The sequence below is a fragment of the Streptomyces sp. NPDC052109 genome, assembly GCF_040680195.1.
Lineage (GTDB): Bacteria > Actinomycetota > Actinomycetes > Streptomycetales > Streptomycetaceae > Streptomyces.
Genome location: NZ_JBFAWF010000004.1, coordinates 399,658 through 414,742, shown reverse-complemented (window position 1 = coordinate 414,742; position 15,085 = coordinate 399,658). Strand labels below are relative to the sequence as shown.

Annotated in this window: 10 protein-coding genes and 1 pseudogene; 5 read left to right on the top strand and 6 right to left on the bottom strand. The window is 69.9% G+C overall.

Annotation, left to right across the window (positions count from 1 at the left end):
- Positions 1–325: 325 nt before the first annotated feature.
- Positions 326–2,011 carry a ribonuclease J gene (locus tag AB0L59_RS12815; protein WP_365582157.1) on the top strand — a complete coding sequence of 562 codons (1,686 nt, stop codon included), beginning with the start codon at positions 326–328 and terminating at the stop codon, positions 2,009–2,011.
- 522 nt (positions 2,012–2,533) lie between these two features.
- On the opposite strand, the gene AB0L59_RS12810 is transcribed toward AB0L59_RS12815, so the two are convergent.
- The 3 genes from AB0L59_RS12810 to AB0L59_RS12800 form a co-directional block, all read right to left on the bottom strand.
- Positions 2,534–2,911: an STAS domain-containing protein gene (locus AB0L59_RS12810; protein WP_365582155.1), complete on the bottom strand. Its 378-nt coding sequence runs from the start codon at positions 2,909–2,911 to the stop codon at positions 2,534–2,536.
- 157 nt (positions 2,912–3,068) lie between these two features.
- Complete coding sequence (locus tag AB0L59_RS12805) at positions 3,069–4,019, bottom strand: sensor histidine kinase (RefSeq protein ID WP_365582154.1); 951 nt, start codon at positions 4,017–4,019, stop codon at positions 3,069–3,071.
- The gene (locus tag AB0L59_RS12800; RefSeq protein ID WP_365582152.1) at positions 4,016–4,798 is read right to left on the bottom strand and encodes an MEDS domain-containing protein; all 783 of its coding nucleotides are present in this window, start codon (positions 4,796–4,798) and stop codon (positions 4,016–4,018) included. Before AB0L59_RS12800 ends, AB0L59_RS12805 begins: the two co-directional genes overlap by 4 nt.
- 1,658 nt (positions 4,799–6,456) lie before the next feature.
- Here AB0L59_RS12800 and AB0L59_RS12795 point away from each other — a divergent pair.
- The 3 genes from AB0L59_RS12795 (at position 6,457) to AB0L59_RS12785 (ending at position 10,762) form a co-directional block, all read left to right on the top strand.
- Positions 6,457–8,040, top strand: coding sequence for an FMN-binding glutamate synthase family protein (locus AB0L59_RS12795; protein WP_365582151.1), 1,584 nt, complete (start codon positions 6,457–6,459; stop codon positions 8,038–8,040).
- 14 nt (positions 8,041–8,054) lie between these two features.
- Complete coding sequence (locus AB0L59_RS12790) at positions 8,055–9,818, top strand: thiamine pyrophosphate-dependent enzyme (RefSeq protein WP_365582149.1); 1,764 nt, start codon at positions 8,055–8,057, stop codon at positions 9,816–9,818.
- 98 nt (positions 9,819–9,916) lie between these two features.
- The gene (locus AB0L59_RS12785) at positions 9,917–10,762 is read left to right on the top strand and encodes an RNA polymerase sigma factor SigF (RefSeq protein ID WP_365582208.1); all 846 of its coding nucleotides are present in this window, start codon (positions 9,917–9,919) and stop codon (positions 10,760–10,762) included.
- 217 nt (positions 10,763–10,979) lie between these two features.
- Here the strand turns inward: AB0L59_RS12785 and AB0L59_RS12780 are convergent, their stop codons facing one another.
- From AB0L59_RS12780 to AB0L59_RS12770, 3 genes and pseudogenes are all read right to left on the bottom strand, one after another.
- Complete coding sequence (locus tag AB0L59_RS12780) at positions 10,980–11,864, bottom strand: aldo/keto reductase (protein WP_365582147.1); 885 nt, start codon at positions 11,862–11,864, stop codon at positions 10,980–10,982.
- Between the two features lie 188 nt (positions 11,865–12,052).
- A pseudogene (locus AB0L59_RS12775) lies at positions 12,053–12,727 on the bottom strand (MFS transporter); the annotation flags it as partial.
- Positions 12,728–12,813: 86 nt separating this feature from the next.
- Complete coding sequence (locus AB0L59_RS12770; RefSeq protein WP_365582145.1) at positions 12,814–13,863, bottom strand: alcohol dehydrogenase catalytic domain-containing protein; 1,050 nt, start codon at positions 13,861–13,863, stop codon at positions 12,814–12,816.
- Positions 13,864–14,169: 306 nt separating this feature from the next.
- On the opposite strand from AB0L59_RS12770, the gene AB0L59_RS12765 reads away from it, so the two are divergent.
- Positions 14,170–15,066: a helix-turn-helix transcriptional regulator gene (locus AB0L59_RS12765; protein ID WP_365582143.1), complete on the top strand. Its 897-nt coding sequence runs from the start codon at positions 14,170–14,172 to the stop codon at positions 15,064–15,066.
- The last annotated feature ends 19 nt before the right edge of the window (positions 15,067–15,085 follow it).

Sequence of the window (15,085 nt, the reverse complement as noted above, 5' to 3'; positions counted from 1 at the left end):
GGGACGGCGGGCACCCGGGGCAAGATCGGGCGCACTTCCGGCACAGCGCCGACGGCACTCGGCCACAGCAGTACACCGAGTGGCCCAGCGGCGAGGCGCACCAGGAGTCCGCGGAGGCCGGCCACCACGGGGCACGAGATCTTCGCGGCACCACCGGGCGCACGGCTGACCACCGAAGGCGGTACCGCCTTGACCCCTCCGTGTCCGGCCGCAGACGTCATCGGGTCGTCCCCGGACACCCGCTGTGGTGCCCCGACCCTGTCGGGAGGAAGAGATCGCACAGGTAATGGATCACCCTGTCCCGTTCTCCGGGTACCGTCATCGTATGAGTCATCCGCACCCGGATCTGAAAGCCGCCCCTCCCCTGCCTGAAGGAGGGCTGCGGGTCATCGCCCTGGGCGGCCTGGGTGAGATCGGCCGCAACATGACCGTCTTCGAGCACGCGGGCAAGCTGCTCATCGTCGACTGCGGCGTGCTGTTCCCCGAGGAGACCCAGCCCGGCGTGGACGTGATCCTGCCGGACTTCACCTCGATCCGGGACCGGCTGGACGACATCGTCGCCGTGGTACTCACGCACGGCCACGAGGACCACATCGGCGGCGTGCCGTACCTGCTGCGCGAGCGGTCCGACATTCCCGTCGTCGGCTCCAAACTGACGCTGGCTTTCCTCGAGGCCAAGCTGAAGGAACACGGGATCCGGCCGCGCACGGTGCGGGTGCGAGAGGGCGACCGGCGCCATTTCGGCCCCTTCGACTGCGAGTTCGTGGCGGTCAACCACTCCATCCCCGACAGCCTCGCGGTCGCGATCCGCACCCGGGCCGGGATGGTGCTCCACACAGGCGACTTCAAGATGGACCAGTTCCCTCTCGACGACCGCATCACCGATCTGCGCGCCTTCGCCCGCCTCGGCGAGGAGGGCGTGGACCTGTTCCTCACCGACTCCACCAACGCCGAAGTACCCGGCTTCACCACCTCCGAGCGTGAGCTGAACCCGGCGATCGAGCAGGTGATGCGCACCGCGCCGCGCCGGGTCATCGTCTCCAGCTTCGCCAGCCACGTGCACCGCATCCAGCAGGTCCTGGACGCCGCCCACCAGCACGGCCGCAAGGTCGCCTTCGTCGGCCGGTCGATGGTCCGCAACATGGGCATCGCCCGTGACCTGGGCTATCTGAAGGTCCCCTCCGGGCTGGTCGTGAGCACGAAGGAGCTGGAGAAGCTCCCGGACCACAAGATCACTCTCGTGTGCACCGGCTCCCAGGGCGAACCCATGGCCGCGCTGTCACGCATGGCCAACCGCGACCACATGATCCGCATCGGCAAGGACGACACCGTCCTGCTCGCCAGCTCCCTCATCCCTGGCAACGAGAACGCCATCTACCGGGTGATCAACGGACTCACCCGGTGGGGCGCCCACGTGGTCCACAAGGGCAACGCCAAGGTGCACGTCTCCGGGCACGCCAGCGCCGGCGAACTCGTCTACTGCTACAACATCGTCAAACCCCGCAACGTCATGCCCGTGCACGGCGAATGGCGCCACCTGCGGGCCAACGCCGACCTCGCCATCCGTACCGGTGTCGACCCCGAACGGGTCGTCATCGCCGAGGACGGCGTCGTCGTCGACCTCGTCGACGGGCGCGCCTCCATCACCGGCAAGGTCCCCGCCGGCAACGTCTACGTGGACGGCATGGAAGTCGGCGGCGCCACCGAAGCGTCCCTCAAGGACCGCCTCACCCTCGCCGCCGAAGGCGTGGTCACGGTGGTGGCGATCGTCGACGCGGACACCGGCGCCCTCGCCGAGGCCCCCGACTTCCTGGCCCGCGGCTTCGTCCACGACGAGGCCACCTTCGAGCCGGTCGTCCCCGTCATCGAAAAGACCCTGGCCACCGCGGCCGAGGAGGGCGTCGGGGACGCACGCCAACTCGAACAACTCCTCGCCCGCGCCGTGGCGAACTGGGCGTTCCGCACCCACCGCCGCAAACCCCTCATCATCCCCGTCATCATCGACGCCTGAGCCACACCCCGGAAGGCGTCCGGGGTCGGACGCGGATGTGCACGAGGTGAAACCCGGCGACGAGTCGTTCCTGATGTCCAGCCTCATCACCGGCCCACCGGGGCGGCCCGTACGAATCGCGTCCGGGTTTCGCCCGGACGCGTCCGGGGCGGCCCGGTGGCGGGAGCGCTGCGCCGGGCATCCCGCAGCGCCTTCAGCAACTGACCTGCCGCCGGAGCAGCAACATGAGGGCCACGGGGACCAGAAACGCGGACAGCCCGGTGTACGGCCGGAGGAGGAGAGAAAGCCCGTCAGTCATGACGGGCATTTGACGCTCCGATCGCCTCACAGCCCGTGCCCAAGGCAGGAAAACCCATGTGAGCTGCAGATTCTCGCGTCCACACACCCCTCGTCGGCACCCGCGACGGCCACATCGCGGCCGGCGCTGCGGGTAGGACACTGACGGCGCGGATCCGAGCGGCTCGCAGACGAGATGAGCGAGGTTGGCAGCTCGTTCGCATGCCGTTTGTCCGGGTCTTGGTTTCAGGCGTGGTCGAGTGACTCCGAGGTATCGGCACAGGCGTCTGTGAGTCGCCCGTCGAGCGCAGCGTGCACTGTGGGGAAGACGGGGAGCAGCGCGCCGAGGCCGAGGAGGCGCCACACCTGCTGATAGTGGTCGCTGAGGGCGGCGAGGCGCAGGGTGCCGGCATGGTTGTCGAGCGCGCGGGACAGCGTGATGATCATGCTGACGCCTGAGGAGTCGAGGTACTGCACTTCGGAGGCGTCGAGTACGAGAGTGGCGCCGCCCTCCTTGATCAGGTCTTCGCACTGGGCGCCGATGTCGGAAGCGTTGCCGTAGTCCACCTCCGTCGGCAGCCGCACAACCGTCGCGTCCGCGTGCCGTACACGCACCCTCAGCATCGACAACCGACTCCCATCCCCATCGTTTATGCCCGTGCCACCGGCGCCTTTCTGTTTGTCGCCGCCCGTCGACACCACCGCGCCTACCCTGGGGCGACTCCGGTCACGCGTGTCTTCAAGCGCTGGGCCGGTGAGCAGACCGTTGTCACCAGCGGGCTTAGCCGGGCAGCTCGGTGTGCAGGCGGATCGTGGTCCCTTCGTCCGGTGTGGACCGGATCTCGACAAGATCGCAAAGCTGGTGGACGAGCCACAGCCCGCGTCCACCCACCTGGATCGCGGTCGGCATGGTACGGCCGGCCAGTGGGTCGTCCAGGTAGCCGGCGTCGCGGAACTCGCAGATGAGCCGTCGTTCCTCGCTCCAGGTGCGCAGCACGCCCTGTCCGCCGCCGTGGCGGATGCTGTTGGTGGCCACCTCTGTCGCGGCCAGATGCAGTTCGCGCAGGCGCCGACCGGTCAGGCCGTGCTGTTCGGCGCAGGCAGCGATCTTCTCTCGGAGGGCGGGCAGGTCGCCGCTGGTGTAGAGGAACTCGTCGTACGGGTCACAGGGGTCGGTGAGGGCCGCGAACGCATACGGTGCGCGCGCGTCGTAGTCCTCGCACGGCACCGTCCGGCCGTCCCTGCGGATCTGGGGGTGGCAGCGTGCCATCGGGGTCAGGGCGGCCTTGTCGCGTGCGACGTCATAGGGGCACAGCAGCCACCAGGCCGGGCCCTGGGCGAACGCCCTGTTGAGCAGCCACTCGTGGTAGCGCAGTTCCTCGGCCTCGGCAGGACTGCGGACCTGGTCCCAGGGGGATTCGCCGATCCCGCGGACGGGCCGCCCCTCCGAGACGTGTTCCTTGATCCATTCTTGCCAGGCAGCGATGAGCCGCCCGGGATGACGCGACACCCGGCTGGTGTCGACATAGCGCACGGTGTCGTTCTCACGGATCTCCGCACGCAGCAAAGACGCCTTTTCCTGTGGCACCGCCACGACGACGGCCTCGTCACCGTCGAGCGCTTCCTGAATGAAACCCAAAGCGCCCGTGACGAATTCATCGCTGCCCGAGTACGGATACAGCTCATGCCGGTATCCAGTGCCCTCGAGGGGAGCGGACGAAGAGGAGGTCACGGCGTCATCACCACCGGAACGTCGGGGACCGCGAAGCCGGACAGCTCCCAGGCGAGCCGCACGGTCTCGTTCGTGCCTTCCAGGATGACCTTGCGATCCGGAAGGTGCCGGGCGGCATCGGCCAGCGCGCTCATCCCGGCGGCATCGAAAAACTCCAGGGTCTGGCAGAGCAGACGCACCGTCGGCGTGTGAGCGACGAGGGTGCACAGGATGGCGCCGAAGGCCACCGCGCCGTCGCTGTCGACGGTCCCGGTCACCGTCCAGCCTTCCTGCTCGGTCCGGTACACCCGGAACGCGGGGGAGACCGGACGGCTGCCCAGATGATGCGGATGCACACAACTGATCTGCTGCAGAGCCGGCGGGTCCCAGTCAGCACCGCTGTAGGCGCAGACCACCATCGCCCCGGTGTCGGCGGCGAACTCCTCGAGATCGAGCTCGCTGCGCAGCCACTGCCCGTTCCGGTCCGCGCGAGGGCCGGGCACGACATGGTGCAGCACGCGAAGAGAGCGGAACCCCTCCCGATGGGCAGCGGCCGCCTCCCGACGTACCGCAGAGAGAAGCGAACCCTGCAACCGCGCAGGGTCCAGTACATGCGGTGCGAACTCGCTTTCCGCCCGCGGGGCGGGGCCGACGATCACGACCTTGTCGCCGTGCAACGCACCGTCCGCGACGAAAGCCCGGCTGCGGTCGATGACGTCATCAGTATGATCCAACAGGTGGCAGACATGATCGCCAGTGTCGACCTCGTCCAGGGTCGGCAGTACGCGCGGCGCTCTCACTACTCCTCCCTCGCTCCTCCCTCACCCTACTGCTCCTGTCATCTCCTCTGCTCTGTTGTCCCCTCCCGCATGCTCCCCAAGGCGTGGGAACTGCGCTCGCCGCCTTGTCCGGCTGCCGTCGCCCTGGTGACCAGGCGCCTGCCTCGGAAGGTCTCCCGCAGCCGGCTGAGAAGAACTGCCAGGAGCGGCCGGCGCCGAGTGCCGGACGGCATGCAGCGCGAGCAGCGGTGCTCAAGGCTGAGGCAGCCGCCCCGGCACTTCCTCTCCCGGATTTGCGGCGTTCCGGCAGCACAGCGAGGCATGTCAATCTTGCTCTCCGACCAGGATTTCGTTGATCACTCTGCGATGGTCGCCCCGGCCTCGACCCGTCAGAGCCGGGCACGATGCGCCGGTGGACACGGAGACGAGCGGAGGGCACTCGGCGCGGCGACGCAGACGTGGCGACCGTGGCGCTCCTGCGCTCCCGGAAGGTCGGGGACCTCGCGGAGCAGCAGTCCGGCTTGCGGGCCTACGCTCGTACCGAAGGCGGTCAAGAAAGACCTGGCGAGATCATCTGCGCGCGTGCAAAACGATTCCGGCGTAGACCGGCAAGACTCCTTCTTGGGCCAGCCGCCGACGGCCGGAGCAGGAGATCGACGGTGATGGACCAACGCGCGTAGGTCAGTGCTTGAAAGCGTCCTCGCCCTTTTCCTCGGCTTCGCGGGCGTCCCCGGTGCTCTCCTCGGTCTTGCCCTTGGCCTGCCCGGTCTTCGCCTTCGCCTTCTCGTTGGCAGTCGCAGAACAACGTCGTAGCTTCAGGACCGCAGTCGCGGTAACCGGCTCGTGCCCCCGGCGACGAGCGGCCGCGACCGGCCGCTCTCCACGAGCGGTTCGACCAGGCCAGGTGGCGGCGCTCGCTGCGGCCGAGGAAGAAGGTCCGCGGTCCACCAGCCCACCAGCCTCGGAACGGTTCCCGCCGGACTGCCTTGGATCGGCTTCCACCAGTCAGTCCGTCTCGCGCATCGGCGGTCACCGGTTGGTCCCGACGCCTCCGCCGCGGTCGGTCCTTCAGGGACCGGCCCCGGCGCGCACTCACCGTCTCAGAGGACTACGGCAGGGGCGGGTAGGCGTTCTGCATGATGCTGCCCGACGACCTTCCGATCTGATGTCGGATGGTGTCTGGCCGTGTCGTCCGTAGGATTCCGTCGGTCGCGACGCTCGCGACCCTTGCCTGTCGTAAAGGGACACTGAACCGTTTTCGTCGGAACGCGGGATTCGAACGAGCGTCGCCAACCGCCTCGGAACTCGTCGGAAGGTCAGTGGATCGGCGCCTGCCCGGCGCCTCCCTCAACGCCCCCTCCACCTCGCTCGCCCTCGCGCACCACCCCGAGATCGCGGGCAGCGCCTCCTCGCTGCCGGGCATGGCGCGCTCCGGGTCCGGCGGGCTCGCCGCCCCGCTCGTCGGCCTCCGGCGCGGGCACCGTCCTCCCGCTCGGGCTGGTCACCCTCGCCTGCGCCGCGCTCGCCTTGATCGTCTGCGCCCTCACCGTCCGCTCCCACACCGGGGTCGCATGCCCGCCCTGAGACCTGGGCCGTGCGGGCAGGGCCGTCCGCGGTGCTTGGAGGGCTCTTGACGTAGTCGCAGGACTGGAGAGCGATCGCACGGCAATCAGCAAGTGGTGACACGCATCGCAATCGTCGTCCTGACTCTCGTCGCAGGCGTCCTGGAGTCCCTGGCAGCGGCCTGGATCTCCGCCTGGTGGTTGCTCGCCGCCGTGCCGGTGATGCTGCTGGGTCTGCTGGGCGCGTGGGATCTGCTGCAACGCCGGCATTCGGTGTTGCGCAACTATCCCGTCCTCGGCCATGCCCGTTTCCTCATGGAGCGCCTGCGTCCGGAGCTGCAGCAGTACTTCATCGAGCGGAACTTCGACGGCCGCCCCTTCGACCGCGACGTACGCAGCATCGTCTACGAGCGTGCCAAGGGCACCGACGCGGAGGAGCCGTACGGCACCGAACGGGACGTGTACCAGGCCGGATACGAGTTTCTGGTCCCCTCGATGGCGCCCCGTCCGGTGCCGGAGGACCCGCCGCGCGTGCGGATCGGCGGTCCGGACTGCCGCCGTCCGTACGACATGGCACTGTTGAACGTGTCGGCCATGAGCTTCGGCTCGCTGTCGGCCAACGCGATCCTGGCCCTCAACGGCGGCGCGGCGGCCGGGCGTTTCGCCCACGACACCGGCGAGGGCGGGCTGTCGGAGTACCACCTGCGCCCTGGCGGCGACCTCGTGTGGGAGATCGGCACCGGATACTTCGGCTGCCGCACGCGCGACGGCGACTTCGACCCCGCCGAGTTCTCCGACAAGGCGGGGCACGACCATGTGAAATGCGTGTCCCTGAAACTCTCGCAGGGCGCCAAGCCGGGCATCGGAGGTGTCCTGCCGGGAGCCAAGGTGAACGCCGAGATCGCCCGGGTCCGGGACGTGCCCGAAGGACGCACGGTCGTCTCCCCGCCGTATCACCGGGTGTTCTCCACGCCGCGCGAACTCGTGCGCTTCATCGCCCGCATGCGTGAGTTGTCCGGTGGGAAGCCTGCCGGTTTCAAGCTGTGTGTGGGCTCGCGCCGGCAGTTCCTGGCTGTGTGCAAGGCCATGCTGGAGGAGGGCACGGCGCCTGACTTCATCGTGGTGGACGGCGCCGAGGGCGGGACCGGTGCGGCGCCGCTGGAGTTCGCGGACCATGTGGGCACCCCGCTCACCGAAGGTCTGCTCACCGTGCACAACGCGCTCGTGGGCGTGGGCCTGCGCGACCGGGTCAGGATCGGGGCGAGCGGCAAGATCGCCACCGGTGCCGATCTCGTCAAGCGCATGGTGCAGGGCGCCGACTACGGCAACGCCGCGCGGGCGATGATGTTCGCCGTCGGCTGCATCCAGGCGCAGAGGTGCCATACCAACACCTGCCCCACCGGCGTCACGACCCAGGACCCCCGTCGGGCCCGTGCCCTGGACGTGCGGGACAAGACGCTGCGCGTGCAGCGCTTCCAGCAAGCGACCGTGGCCGGCGCACTGCAGATCATGGCGTCCATGGGCGTCACCGACCCCGCACAGTTGCGCCCCCACATGCTCCGCCGGCGCATCGACCCCCTCACCGAACGCTCCTACGAGGAGCTCTACGAATGGCTCGGGCCAGGGCAGTTGCTCGCCGAGCCGCCGGCTTCCTGGGCGGCCGACTGGAAGGCCGCCGACCCCGACCGTTTCACCGTATGACCTGGAGGAATCACGTGGCCCGTACCGTTGCCCGCGTCATCGTGGACGCGCTGAGCGAGCTTGGCGTGCGCCAGGTGTTCGGCGTCGTGGGAGACGCCCTCAACCCCCTGACGGACGCCATCCGCACCACCGAGGGGCTGGACTGGGTGGGGTGCCGGCACGAGGAGGCGGCGGCCTTCGCCGCGAGCGCGCAGTCACAGCTGACCGGAACCCTCGGCGTCTGCATGGGCACGGTCGGACCCGGATCGGTGCACCTGCTCAACGGGCTGTACGACGCGGCCAAGAGTCACGCCCCGGTCCTGGCGATCGCCGGACAGGTGCCGCTCGCGGAAATCGGCAGCGACTACTTCCAGGAGGTCGACAACGACGCCCTCTTCAGCGACGTGGCCGTCTTCCGTGCGACCGTCACCTCGCCCGACCAGCTGCCGCAGATGCTGGAGACGGCGGTGCGCCACGCACTGGGCCGCAAGGGCGTTGCCGTCCTCACCGTGCCCGGCGATCTGGGCGAGCGCGAACTGACCGCCGACCGGCAGCCACGGTTCTCCCTGCACACTCCCGTGAGCCGGCCGGAGGAGTCCGCCGTGCGCCGCGCCGCCGAACTCCTCGACCGTTCCGAGCGCGTCACCCTGCTCGTCGGTGAGGGAGCCCGGACCGCCCGCCAGGACGTCCTCACCCTCGCCGACCGCCTGGCCGCGCCCATGGTGCTCACACTGAAGGCCAAGGCCGGTTTCGAGGGCGAGACCAACCCCTTCCAGGTGGGGCAGACAGGGCTGATCGGCAACCCCGCCGCGGCGGCGGCCCTCCAGGACGCGGACACTCTCCTGCTGCTCGGTACGGACTTCCCCTACCGAGACTGGTATCCCGAGGGCCGGACCGTGATCCAGGTCGATACCGAGGCCACCCACATCGGACGCCGCGTACCGGTCGACGTCGGGCTCGTGGGCGACACCGGGGCCACCGTACTCGACCTCCTGGGCCACCTCGCCGCCGCGCCCGCCGGGTCCGACGGCGCGCGAGACCGCTCGCACCTGGAGAAGGCACGCGAACGCTTCGACCAGTGGCGCTCCGGTCAGGCCCGGCTCGCCGACCCCTCGCACGACAAGGGGCTGGTGGGCCGCATCCGCTCCGCACTGGACAACCGCGGCCACGACATCCGTCCGGAGACCCTGGCTGCAGCCGTCGACCGTGCCGCGGCGGAGGACGCCGTCTTCACTTCCGACACGGGCATGGCCACGGTATGGCTCTCACGCTTCGTCGAAATGCGCGGCGAGCGACGCCTCATCGGCTCCTACAACCTCGGCTCGATGGCCAACGCCATGCCTCAGGCGCTGGGCGCCCAGTGCGTGGACCGCGAACGACAGGTCGTCGCGTTCTGCGGTGACGGCGGACTGAGCATGCTCCTGGGCGACCTCATGACCTTGAAGACGTACCGACTCCCCGTCAAGCTCGTCGTCTTCGACAACCGCCGGCTGGGCATGGTGAAACTCGAACAGGAGCAGGCCGGCCTGCCCGAGTTCGGCACGGTGCTCGACAACCCCGACTTCGCCGCCGTGGCCGAGGCCATGGGCATCACCGGCATCCGTGTGACGGACCCGGCCGACGTGGAGAGCGCCGTGCGACGTGCCTTCCGCAGTCCGGGCCCGGTGCTGCTCGACGTCCTCACCAACCCGGACGAGATCGCCGTGCCGGCCAAGCCGACCGTCGAGCAGGGCTGGGGGTTCGCGGTGGCCAAGGTGAAGGAGGTCGTACGGAGCCACGGAGAGCCGAGCGGGAACTGACGACACCCGGGGAATACCGGTCGGCGGCCGGGGTATGCGCGTGCTTGCCGGACGCTGGACCGGCGACGGCGATGCTGAGCGACCGGGAGGGGTACCTGATGATGCCGACGACGGCCGTGCGGACTGCCGAGAGGGCAATGGACGTTCCGGAGATTGCGGACCCGGCCAAGGTCGCGCCGACGGACGCCCGGGAGTTGTCGAAGCTGTTCTTCGATCAGCTGGCACGGCTGGAGGAGGGCACGCCGGAGTACCAGTACGCGCGCAACACGCTGATCGAGATGAACATGTCCCTGGTCCGCTTCGCGGCCGGCCGGTTCCGCAGCCGCGGGCCGGAGGAGATGGAGGACATCGTCCAGGTCGGCATGATCGGGCTGATCAAGGCGATCGACCGGTTCGAGCTGTCCCGCGAGGTGGAGTTCACCTCCTTCGCCGTGCCCTACATCGTCGGTGAGATCAAGCGGTTCTTCCGGGACACCTCCTGGGCGGTGCACGTGCCGCGGCGGCTGCAGGAGGCCCGCGTCCAGCTCGCCCGCGCCACCGAGGAACTGCGCAGCCGGCTGGGCCGCACGCCGACCACCAAGGAACTGTCCGAGCTGATGTCCCTCCCCGAGGACGAGGTGGTCGAGGCCCAGCTGGCCTCCAACGGCTACAACTCGGCCTCCCTGGACGCGGCGATCGGCGGGGGTGAGGACGGCGAGACCGCGCTCCAGGACTTCATCGGGACCGAGGACACGGCGCTGGAACTGGTCGAGGACTTCCACGCCCTCGCCCCGCTGATCGCCGAACTGGACGAACGAGACCGCAAGATCATCCACTGGCGCTTCGTGGAGGAACTGACCCAGGCCCAGATCGGCGAACGCCTGGGAGTTTCCCAGATGCACGTCTCCCGCCTGATCACCCGCCTCCTGACCCGGCTGCGCGAAGGCATGCTCAGCACCACGTGAACGTCCTGGACCCGGCGGTTCACCGTGGTCGGACGCTCGCCTGACGCTCGTTCTGCCGGAGTGCCAGGCGTGTGGGCAGGGCGCGCCGGTGTTTTCGGTCCAGACGAAGAGGTCCACGACGACGTCACCGGGTTCGAGGGTGCGTACCTCGGCGCCGGTCTCCTCGACGACGCCGGGGAGCTCTCCTTCCGCGAGGTCGGACGTCCGGAGGGTCCGGTCACGCTTCGGGGATGGCGCGGCCGTAGCGGGCGAGGGTGACGTCCTCGGGTTCGGGGCCGCCGCGCCGGCCGGTCTCCAGCGCGTCCAGGGCGGTCAGCTCGTCGGCGGTGAGGTCGAAGTCGAAGACGTCGATGTTCTCGGCGATGCGTGCGGGCTTGGTCGACTTGGGAATGACCGAGCGGCCCTGCTGGATGCCCCAGCGGAGCAGGACCTGGGCCGGGCTCTTGCCGTGGGTCTGGGCGATGCGGGTGACGACCGGGTCCTGGGGGACGCTTCGGCGGTTCTCGCCGTAGCCCGGGTAGAAGGTGATCCCTCCGATGGGGGACCAGGCCTGGTTGAGGATGCCGTGCTCGTCGTCCAAGTCCAGGACGGCGCGCTGCTGGAAGTAGGGGTGGATCTCCAGCTGGTTGACGGCGGGGACGACGGAGGTGGCGTCGAGCAGCATGGTCAGGTGGTCGACCATGAAGTTGCTGACGCCGATGGCGCGGACCTTGCCGTCGGCCAGGAGCTTCTCCAGCGCGCGGTAGGCAGCGAGGGTCTTGCCGAACTCGGATGGCAGAGCCTGGTGCAGGATCAGCAGGTCGATCCGGTCGACGCCGAGCTTCGCGGCGCTCTTGTCGAAGCCGTGGAGGGTCTCGTCGTAGCCGTAGTCACTGATCCAGATCTTGGTCTCGACGAAGACGTCGTCGCGGGGCACCGCGGAATCGCGGATGGCCTGGCCGGCCTCGCGCTCGTTGCCGTACGCGGCGGCGGTGTCGATGTGCCGGTAGCCGAGGTCGAGCGCGGCAGCGACAGCGGCCCTGGTCTCGTCCGGCGGGGTCTGGAAGACCCCGAGCCCGAGGGCGGGCATCTCGATGCCGTTGTTGAGGATGAGGGTCTGCATCGGAGGGACCTTTCGTTGCGGGTGGCCCGTGCGGGCACGATGAGGGTGGCGACGGCCGGGACGGCCAGCGCGAGCAGGACGGCGGACCCGGTCAGGGCGGTGCCCGAGCGAGCCGCGATGTCTGCGGCCGTGTGGCCGGTGAAGACGGCCGCGGCGACAGCGGTCAGGATGCTCAGGCCCAGCGCGCTGCCGATCTGGTGGACGGTGTTCACCAGGCCCGAGGCGGCTCCCGCGTCGGCGGGGGCGACGCCCTCGACGCCGCTGGAGGTCAGCGGGGCCAGCGTCAGGCCCTGGCCCGCGCCCATCAGCACCATGGGCAGCGCCACCCCGGTCGGGTAGGGGGTGTGCAGGTCAAGGAGGCTGAGCCACACCATGCCCACCGTGGTCGGGACAATCTCGGTCAGGAGCACCAGCGGCCGTGGGGCCCGCTCCAGCAGCCGGGGCACCTGGACGGCGAAGACGAAGGTGACCAGCGTCATCGGCAGGAAGGACAGACCCGCCCGCAGCGGGGTCCAGTGGTAGACGCTCTGCACGAACTGCGCGGTGAAGAAGAAGCCCATCATCCCGCCCATGTGGAGCATCCGGGTGACGTAGGCACCAGTGCGCTCCCGGCCGGCGAACAGCCGCAGCGGCACGATCGGCTGCGCGGCCCGCCGCTCCACGCGGACGAACAGCCCAAGCATCACCACGCCCGCCACCTGCGGCATCACGGTGGCGGGGGCGGTCCAGCCGAGGCCGGCCGCGTCCACGATGCCGAACACCAGCGCGGTCGAGGCCGGCGTCGCCAGCAGCGCCCCGGCGGCGTCGAAGCGGCCTCGCCGGCGCTCGGCCCCGGGCAGGAACCGCGCGGCCGGCACCGTCATCGGCGGTTCCTCGGCGTCGGTTCCGGTGATCGCCCGGGCGGCGGACGAGGTGGCGCCCACACACGCGGGGATGTTCACCGTGCTGATCACAGCTTGCCTGTTCCCGGCCGCACCAGCACCTTCAGCGCCTCGCGTGTGTCCCTCGCCCGGTAGCCGTCGGGGACCTCGTCGAGGTCGACGGTGCGGTCGAAGACCCGGCCGGGTGCGATACGGCCCTCCACGATGTCGGGGAGGAGCTCGTCGATGTAGGCGCGGGCCGGGGCGGGGCCTCCGGTCAGGGTGACGTCGTGGCCGAAGAGGCTGCCGAAGCCGATCGGGGCTTCCTCGTACTGGGGCGCGCCCACGCGGCTGATGGTGCCGCTCGGGCGGACCACTCCGTACGCCTGCTCGTAGGCGGGCCGGTGTCCGACCGCTTCGAGGACGATGGGGCTGCCGCCGCCGATGAGCTCACGTACCTTCTCGATGCCCTCCGCTCCGCGTTCGGCGACCACGTCCGTGGCGCCGAACGCACGGCCGAGGTCGGTGCGGGCGGTGTGCCGGCCCGTGAGGACGATCTGCTCGGCGCCGAGCCGCTTGGCGGCGAGTACGGCGAGCAGGCCGACGGCGCCGTCCCCGACCACCGTGACGGTGCTGCCCTGTCGCACGCCGCCGCGGACGGCGGCGTGGTGGCCGGTGCCGAGCATGTCGGACAGGGTGAGCAGGGAGGGGATGAGGGCGTCGTCGGCTGTGACCGGGAGCTGGACGAGGGTGCCGTCGGCCAGTGGCACGCGGGCCGCCTCGCCCTGGCCGCCGTCGATGCCGTTCCGGGCCCAGAACCCGCCGTGCACGCAGGAGGTCTGCAGCCCGGCCCGGCAGTGCTCACAGGTACCGTCCGAGTAGGCGAACGGGGCGACGGCCAGGTCGCCCTTCTTCACCGTCCTCACGTGGCTGCCGGTCGCTTCGACCACGCCGATGAACTCGTGGCCCATGCGGACGGGGGCGTCGGAGCCGGCCATCGAGCGATAGGGGTGCAGGTCGCTGCCGCAGACGCAGGCCGTGGTGATGCGGACCAGCGCGTCGGTGGGTTCCTTGAGGATCGGGTCGGCGACGTGCCCGACCCGGACATCGCCGGCTGCGTACATGAGTGCTGCGCGCACGCGTCCTCCTTCAGGTCGGTTCCTGGTTCGGACCCGGGCTCGGCATGTCCGGCCCGGGTCTCCTCCAGCGAACCGCGCGCAGGCACGCGGGTGGGAGTCACCGCTCTTCCAGGTAACGGCAGTACCTCCCAGGTCTGCGGCGACGGACCTACCGTGAAAGGGCCGGCACTCGATCCACGCCGATCAAGAGGAGCCCCCCGTGCCCCTGGCCCCCGCTGAAGCCCACACCCACCTCACGTCCCACGCCTGCCGGTCCAGGGTCACGTCCTCCGACGGCATCGCGGAACACCCGCTCGGAGTCTGACCATGGCCGGAACGGACAGGAAGAACCTGGCCGCCGAGGTCCGCGAGTTCCTCGGCACCCGGCGGGCACGCATCACCCCGGAGCAGGCCGGGCTGCCGGTCTACGGCGGGAACCGCCGCGTCGCGGGCCTGCGCCGTGAGGAGGTCGCCCTGCTCGCGGGCATGAGCGTGGACTACTACGTCCGGCTGGAGCGCGGCAATCTCAGCGGCGCCTCCGACTCGGTTCTCGAAGCCCTCGCGCACGCACTGCAGCTGAACGAGGCCGAGCGCACGCACCTCTACGACCTGGCCCGGGCGTCCACTCCCTCGGGCAGGCGTCCCGCGGTGACCTCGTCCCGGGTGCGGCCCACGATCCTCAGGCTGCTCGACTCCATGACCGGCGTCCCGGCGTTCGTGCGCAATGCCCGGTTCGACATCGTGGCCGCCAACACGCTCGGCCGCGCGCTCTACGCACCGGTCTTCGACTCCCCCCTGTTCGCCCAGCGGGGGCCGGTCAACAGCGCACGCTTCATGTTCCTGGACCCGGCCAGCAAGGATTTCTGGGCCGACTGGGACAAGGGGGCCGACGACGCGGTCGCCTTCCTGCGCACCGAGACGGGCCGGACACCGCACGACAAGGCGCTGACCGACCTCATCGGAGAGCTGACGACGAGAAGCGACGACTTCGCACGTCTGTGGGCCCGCCACGACGTGAAGTTCCACCGCTCCGGCGTGAAGAACCTGCACCACCCGCTGGTCGGCGATCTGGCGCTGCCCTACGAGGCGATGGACCTGCCGTCCGACCCCGGCCTCCGCATCAACTTCTACACCCCCGAACCGGACTCGCGACAGCAGGAGGCCCTCGGCCTCCTCGCCAGCTGGGCGAGCACCGGCACAGTCGTCCCCTCCGGGAACGACTGACCACACGGACGAGGAGAAC

Bases quoted from the DNA above. Each gene is read 5' to 3' on its own strand.
- AB0L59_RS12815 (WP_365582157.1), top strand. From the start codon at position 326: ATGAGTCATCCGCACCCGGATCTGAAAGCCGCCCCTCCCCTGCCTGAA.
- AB0L59_RS12810 (WP_365582155.1), bottom strand. From the start codon at position 2,911: ATGCTGAGGGTGCGTGTACGGCACGCGGACGCGACGGTTGTGCGGCTG.
- AB0L59_RS12785 (WP_365582208.1), top strand. From the start codon at position 9,917: ATGATGCCGACGACGGCCGTGCGGACTGCCGAGAGGGCAATGGACGTT.
- AB0L59_RS12780 (WP_365582147.1), bottom strand. From the start codon at position 11,864: ATGCAGACCCTCATCCTCAACAACGGCATCGAGATGCCCGCCCTCGGG.
- AB0L59_RS12765 (WP_365582143.1), top strand. From the start codon at position 14,170: ATGGCCGGAACGGACAGGAAGAACCTGGCCGCCGAGGTCCGCGAGTTC.